Annotated in this window: 1 protein-coding gene; it reads left to right on the top strand. The window is 55.9% G+C overall.

Annotation, left to right across the window (positions count from 1 at the left end):
- Positions 1 to 541: 541 nt before the first annotated feature.
- On the top strand, positions 542 to 1,099 hold the full coding sequence (gene scpB, locus NW835_RS11860; RefSeq protein WP_414365678.1) for an SMC-Scp complex subunit ScpB: 558 nt from the start codon (positions 542 to 544) through the stop codon (positions 1,097 to 1,099).
- Positions 1,100 to 1,591: the final 492 nt, after the last annotated feature.

Here is a 1,591-nt window from a genome sequence, read left to right as displayed (position 1 = left end):
TCACCAGGAGAATTGCCTACCAGTGCCGCTTGCGCCCTATTCCCAGGCAAGTCGCCTGGATGGACGGCTGGCTGGAGTCGCTGCATAGGCAGTACAACTATCGCCTGGCAGAGGGCTTCCACTGGTGGGAGCAGAATCGCTGCGTATCCACGCTTGCTCCTTGACCGTCTGTCACCTGCCCCAGTTGAAAAACCAGCCCACCTTCTACTCCCAAAAACGAGACTTGGTGAACTCCAAGGCTCTGTTTCCTGAATACCAAGAGATTCATTAATCGTAATCAAATACAGGGCGGTGGGGCGTCCCGTTCTGTTCGCGTCAGCGGCGCGGAGCGCTAAAGCTCAGGAAACGTCCTGTGCCATAACAGGAGTCCCTGTTCGCGCAGCGTGGTGTAAGCCATGAAACCCGCACTCGATGCGTCAGCTTGAGGGCGGGAGTACGTCACCATAGTGGCTCTCGCTTTGGCTCAGAAAGCTCGTAAAGGGATCCCTCAGTTTGCAACTGCTGCTATGCTACGGGACAGGTTAGCGGATCCCTTGGCGCTATGCCCTCGCGTCGTTCCAAGTCGGTTTTGAACCCCGGTTCAGAGATGGAGGGGGGGCGTCTCCTAGCCCTAAAAAATCAGATCGAGGCAATCCTCTACTTGAAGGGGCAGCCGTTGGCCCTATCGACACTGGCCCAGTTGGCCCAGTGCAGCCGCGACGAGGCCTACGATGCACTGTTGGAGCTGATGGAAGACTACGCCCACCGCGACTCCGCCCTAGAGGTGCTGCAGGTGGAGGAGGGGTTTGCTCTACGGTTGCGCGAGCCTTTTTTGGAGCTGGCCAACCAGCTCTTGCCCCCTGAAATCGGGGTGGGCGCCACCCGTACCTTGGCGACTATCGTTCTACGTGGCCCCCTCTCGCAAGCTGACTTGGTGGAGTTACGCGGTCAGGGTGCTTACCAACATGTGGCAGAGCTGGTGGAAAAGGGCTTTGTAACCCGCTATCGCAAAGAAGGCAGCCGCTCCCCCTGGTTGCGGGTGACGGATAAGTTCCATCGCTACTTTACCTTGCAAGACGGGAAAGCTTGCGCTCTAGCTGCAAGGTCAGCGTCGAGATGAAAGGCGCGGCAAACAAGTCCAGTCTATACCGGCGAGTTTACCAATCCTCTAGAAAACAAAACCGGCCAAGGCGTTCTCTACACTTGCATCTTTGTTCGTGGTAGTTTAGACCCCTCAGTTTATTCGCAACAAATGCCTGCGCTACTGAATGGATAACCAAGGAGCTGGCCGGTACGACCTCTCTAAACTCTCTGCTGTGCTGGCCAAAGAATATGAGTGAGCAGCTCAGCTCAACGCAATGGCAAGGCAAGCTAGCGCAGAGCGGGCTTAGTCGGCCATCCAGCGTTTCTATGACAACTGCCAAGCCAAGAAACCAGGGAAGAAGGGCTTTCCCAAGTTCCAGAAGCACTGCCGCTCGGTTGAATACAAGACGACAGGGTGGGAACTCTCACAAGACGGGAAGCATCTCACCTTCCCCAACAGTTTTAAGGCTGGAACCTTTCTGCGGCTGGAAGCTTCTGACCCATGGTTTTACGGCATTTCGCAGATTAA

The sequence above is a fragment of the Synechococcus sp. OH2 genome (assembly GCF_047462155.1).
GTDB lineage: Bacteria > Cyanobacteriota > Cyanobacteriia > Thermostichales > Thermostichaceae > Thermostichus.
The sequence above is the reverse complement of the archived record's forward strand: the minus strand, read 5'-3'. Positions and strand labels throughout refer to the sequence as shown.

Coding starts and splice junctions, on each gene's coding strand:
- scpB (WP_414365678.1), top strand. CDS start 542: ATGCCCTCGCGTCGTTCCAAGTCGGTTTTGAACCCCGGTTCAGAGATG.